3 protein-coding genes and 2 pseudogenes are annotated in these 4,700 nt (G+C 67.7%); 4 read left to right on the top strand and 1 reads right to left on the bottom strand.

Going from position 1 to position 4,700, the window contains the following annotated elements:
- Nucleotides 1-222: pseudogene (locus ELR45_RS34335) on the top strand (NAD-dependent epimerase/dehydratase family protein); the annotation flags it as partial.
- Here the strand turns inward: ELR45_RS34335 and ELR45_RS01310 are convergent.
- The gene (locus ELR45_RS01310) at nt 213-1,487 is read right to left on the bottom strand and encodes an ROK family transcriptional regulator (protein WP_129662801.1); all 1,275 of its coding nucleotides are present in this window, start codon (nt 1,485-1,487) and stop codon (nt 213-215) included. The pseudogene ELR45_RS34335 and the gene ELR45_RS01310 overlap by 10 nt on opposite strands.
- Before the next feature lie 71 nt (nt 1,488-1,558).
- Between ELR45_RS01310 and ELR45_RS01305 the strand changes: the two genes are divergently transcribed.
- The 3 genes and pseudogenes from ELR45_RS01305 to ELR45_RS36405 all read left to right on the top strand — a co-directional run.
- A complete protein-coding gene (locus ELR45_RS01305) occupies nt 1,559-2,722 on the top strand; it encodes a mandelate racemase/muconate lactonizing enzyme family protein (protein WP_165367365.1) in 1,164 nt (387 codons plus the stop codon).
- Nucleotides 2,719-3,438 carry an SDR family NAD(P)-dependent oxidoreductase gene (locus ELR45_RS01300; protein ID WP_165367364.1) on the top strand — a complete coding sequence of 240 codons (720 nt, stop codon included), beginning with the start codon at nt 2,719-2,721 and terminating at the stop codon, nt 3,436-3,438. Before ELR45_RS01305 ends, ELR45_RS01300 begins: the two co-directional genes overlap by 4 nt.
- A 253-nt stretch (nt 3,439-3,691) precedes the next feature.
- Nucleotides 3,692-4,700: pseudogene (locus ELR45_RS36405) on the top strand (glycoside hydrolase family 92 protein); the annotation flags it as partial.

The following is a 4,700-nucleotide window of genomic DNA, read 5'->3' as shown; positions in this document are numbered from 1 at the left end:
GCCGCCCTGGACGCCCCGGACATCGGCCTGGAGACATGCAACGTGGCCGCCGCGGACAGCTTGAGCGAGATCCCGACCGAGGAGCTGCTGCGCGCCTACCATCCAACGACGCGGATCCATCGACCGATCAGCGGCACCGGCTCAGTCTGGGAGATCTCGAAGGCCGCGCACGTGCTGGGATGGAGCCCCCGGCACTCCTGGCGTGCCGACGATCATGGTTGAACGCCCCGGTCGACGCCCGCGAGTCGTGGCTCATAGGCGACCGGGTTACGGAAATAACGATCCAGGAGAAGCGCGGCCGTCGAGGCCGAGAGCAGGTCTTTGGGAAACGGGAAGAGGCTCACACGTTGCGCGGCGTCGCTCCCGCCGAGCGCCAGTCGCGTGGTCGTCGCCCGGACGACGTCGAGATAGCCGGGAGCGTGTGTGGCGTTTCCGGACAGGACCACCGCGCTCGGATCCAGCAGATCCGACAACATGGCGATCGCCTGGCCCACCCACTCCGCGCGACGATCCAGCAGCCGCCGGACGGCGGGTTCGTCTGACCGGTCGAGAAGTTGGTCGAAGGTCTCCCCGTGCGAGACCACGCCCTCGACCTGTCCGATCGCGAGCAAGCCGACATTGCTCGCGACCGCCTGGAAGCAGTTGGCGCGCCCGCATTCGCACAACGGGCCCGCGACGCCGTGCAGGGGAAGGTGAGTGATCTGACCCGCTCGACCGGCCTCGCCGCGGTGGAGCTCCTGCCGTACGGCGAGGGCGCTGCCGACCACGTTGCCGACGAAGAGGTTGAGCACGTGCTGGATATCCTCGCCGGGCCGGTAGGTGAGGTGGGCGAGCGCTACCCCTCGTACGATGTCGTCGAACTCGACCGGGAGGTCGAGCCGGCGCGCGACGTAGTCCCGCACGGCGACGCTGCGCCACTGGAGCACGGGATGGTCGATCAACGTCCCGTTCCGATGGTCGATAGTGCCGCTTGTGCTGACGCCCGCGCCGACAACTGTGCGACCGCCGCTCTCGCGAAGCTCCCGCATGGTGGCAACGGCGGTGCCAAGCACCTGATCGGGATCGGTATCGGTGTGCGTGACCGCCACCTCACAGATCACATTGCCACGCATATCCACCAGGCCGGCCGTAGAGCGAGTGAGGCCGATGTGCGCGGTCAGCACCGCGCGTGCGTACATATCGAGGTCGAGCGGCGCTTGGGGCCGCCCGGCGCGCCGCGTGCTGGGCGCGGGGGAGGTGGCTGCCAGGCGTCGGCCGCCGGTGGCGACCGAGGACTCGGCGAGGGCGCCGGCTTCGACGAGCTGTGCGGTCAGCTTGGTGACCGTGCCCGACGAGATCCCGGTTCGTCGCACGATGCCTACCCGGGCGAGCGGTCCATGCGTCCGGACGACCCGCAGGATGGTTGCGAGGTTCTGTGAGCGCATGTCCGAGGGCTGTGCGGATCGAGCGTTCAGGATGTCCTCCGGTGACGGGATGATGCCAGACACGATGAAGTATATTAACTTCGCGCCAAAGATTATAGGAATGCGCCGCGATCACCGCGGCTAGGAGGTACGTGTTGTCGTCCACCACCAGCACCAGTGACCACGGCGTCATCACCGATGTGTGGTACGTATCGCACGACGTCACGTGGCGTACCTCCTGGGACACCGTGCGCGTGACGACTGCCGATGGCTCAGCCGGGATCGGGGAACTGTCGGACGCGGGCACGAGGGAGCTGTCCGGTCGCTACGTTTCCGAGGTGGCGGAGCTCGTCGTCGGTCTTTCGGCCGACGAGGCGCTGAGCTTCGTCGGCGCCGAATCCGAACGGTTGAGCGAGGGTCGCGAACTATCCTGGCCAGAACGCCGGCTACGCCTGACCGTGCTCGGCGGGTTCGACGCGGCGCTCTGCGACCTCGTGGCGGCTTGCGCCGGGATTCCGTTGCCGCAGTGGTACGGTCGCTCCGCCGGACCGGAGTTCCCGTGTTATGCCAACCTCAACCGGGCATTGCACCGGCGCACTCCCGACGAGTTCGCTCGGGTAGCGAAACTGGCGGTGGCGTCCGGGTTCACCGCCGTGAAGTGTGCGCCGTTCGACTTCCTCGTCGGTTCCCGACGTGTAGACCTGGGTCTGCGGCTAGCGGCTGCGGTACGGGAGGCGATCGGTGACGATGTCGAGCTCAGGCTTGACCTCCATAAGCACGTGCGGGTGGATGAGATCCTCGCGTCCGCGCCTGCATTCGCGGAGCTGCGGCCCGCGTGGATAGAGGATGCCACCGACCTCTCTGATGTCGACGGCATGCGTGCGGTCCGCGAGAGCCTCGGGGTGCCGATCGCGGGTGGAGAGTTCGCCGCGTCGAAAGCAGAGCTCGAGCCTGCGCTGTCTGCCGGCGTCCTCGACATCGTGACGCCGGACGTCAAGCATGCCGGAGGGCCGCGTCGTGCCCTGGAGCTGGCCAGGTTCGCGACCTCGGCGGGTGCTCAGGTGTCCCTGCACAACCCGACTGGGCCCGTCTCGACTGCACACAGTCTTGCGGTCAGCTGGCAGGTACCCGCCTGCGGTCCGCTCGAGCTCGCCATCGGAGAACACGACAGGCGCGCCACCGCGGTGTCGCCAGAAGAGCACGTCCGTGACGGCATGATCGGTACCCGCCCAGGCGGGGTGGGGCTGGGACACGAGCTATCGACCGAAGGCCTGCCCATGGAGGCCGGCCCAGAGCCGAGAATCGAGTTCGCCAGGTGACGATCACAGTGTCGGACGACCGGATCGCCATCGTCGTCGGCGCTGCGCGCGGCATCGGTGCCGCAGTCGCCGCCGAGCTCAGCGGTCGAGGCCGGGCTGTGGTGGGCGTCGACGTGCATCCCGAGATGAGTCCGGCCGTACGTGTGCCCGTCGTGGGCGAAGCGACCGATCCCGGAACACGGGACGCAGCGTTCGACGCTGCCAGGCGACTTCCCGGCCGTCTGGACTCTCTGGTCTATCTGGCATTCGTCCAAGAGAAGTCGCCCATCACCGACGTTGCCCGGTCGATCGATCTGTGGCGGCGGACCTCCGATGTGATCGTCGAGGGGGCTTTGCGCTGGGCGGGCGAGTTTGCGGATCGGGCGAGCGGCCCGGCCTCGATCGTGCTCGTCTCGTCGGTCCATGCCCACCGGGTCGCTCCCGAGGAGTCTGCCTATGCGGCGGCGAAGGCTGCTTTGGAGTCGCTGTGTCGTTCTCTGACCGTGGAGCTCGGTGGCTCCGGGATTCGCTGTAACGCGGTGGCCCCAGGATTCATCGCAGTCGAGCGGAACCGGCCGAGCTGGGAGACCGATCTCGCGCAGCGCAACCCACTGCGCCAGCGGGGACGTCCGGAGGACGTCGGCCGGGTCGTGGCCTTCCTGACGAGCGAAGACGCCGCTTTTGTGAACGGAACCTGCCTGGCCGTGGACGGCGGATGGTCAGCACAGCTGCATTGAGCGCCGGCCAAGGTCGGGACGGGATGCTCGGCGCGATGTAAGGGACGCCTGCGGATAAGCCGACGTTTCGTCGGTGCATGATGTCCCGTTTGCGGGAGTTCGGGAGCGCTTCATTTGCGCGCCTGGCGTGCGCAACCTGCGAGGTATTGGCTTGCCAGGCAACCTTCGGCCGTCCTCGTATCGAAAGGTAGGACCACGTATGCCTTCGTGGCGTCGTGCACGCGCGGGATCTCCGGCGCATCCGCTCAGCGCGGTGCGCCGCAGCGCACCTGTCATCCTCGCCGGAACCCTTGCGGTTCTCCTGCCGACGACGCTGCTCGGCGCCGTCCCGGCCGCCGCCGATGAGGCCGTGGCCGACGACATTGCGGCGTTCGACGCGGTGGACCAGTTCATCGGCACGGAGCTGGACACGACGCAGAACAAGAGCAACGACGCGTACGGGAACACGTATCCCGGCGCGGCGATCCCGTTCGGAATGGTGCAGCCGAGCCCGACGACCTACAAGACGGATGAGAGCAACGAGCTCGTCCGTGAGAAGGGCGGCTACGAGTACACCGCCGATCAGATCCGCGGGTTCGGGATGACGCGGTACTCGGGATCCGGGTGCCACGGCCGGTTCGGCGGGTATGAGTTCCCCACGATTCCGCTGAGCGAGGACCTCGGCGAGGACGCCACCCTGCCCGCGAATCCGGCGGAGGACATCTACCCGTTCTACCTCGACTTCAGCCACGACGATGAGGACGCCGAGCCCGGCTACTACTCGGTCGCCCTGGACAACGGCGTGACGACCGAGCTCACCGCGAGCGAGCGGACCGCCGTGAGCCGGTTCGACTTTCCGGAGACGGGCGACGCCACGCTGCTGGTCGACGTCTCTGGCAGCAACAACCGGGTTCTGGGCAGCGAGGTCACGATCGATCCCGAGACCAGCACGGTGTCGGGCTGGGTGCACGGCGCGGATATCTGCGACAACGGCAACTACTACCGGGCCTACTTCTCGACGACGTACGACCAGTCCTTCGAGTCCTACGGTGTCTGGAACGACGACTCGCTCGCGGCGGGTGAGACGCACGCGGAGAAGAGCACCGAGGACATGGGCGGCGACCTGCGCCACGACACCGGCGCATGGATCACCTTCGCTGAGGGGACCGAGGTCACGGCCAAGACCGGCTTCAGCTATGTCAGCGTCGAGAACGCCGCCGAGAACCGCGAAGCGGAGACCGCTGGGAAGAGTTTCGCGGACGTGCGCGCCGGCGCCCGCACCC

Source organism: Phytoactinopolyspora endophytica, assembly GCF_004138495.1.
GTDB lineage: Bacteria > Actinomycetota > Actinomycetes > Jiangellales > Jiangellaceae > Phytoactinopolyspora > Phytoactinopolyspora endophytica.
This window is presented reverse-complemented; position numbering and strand designations above follow the sequence as displayed.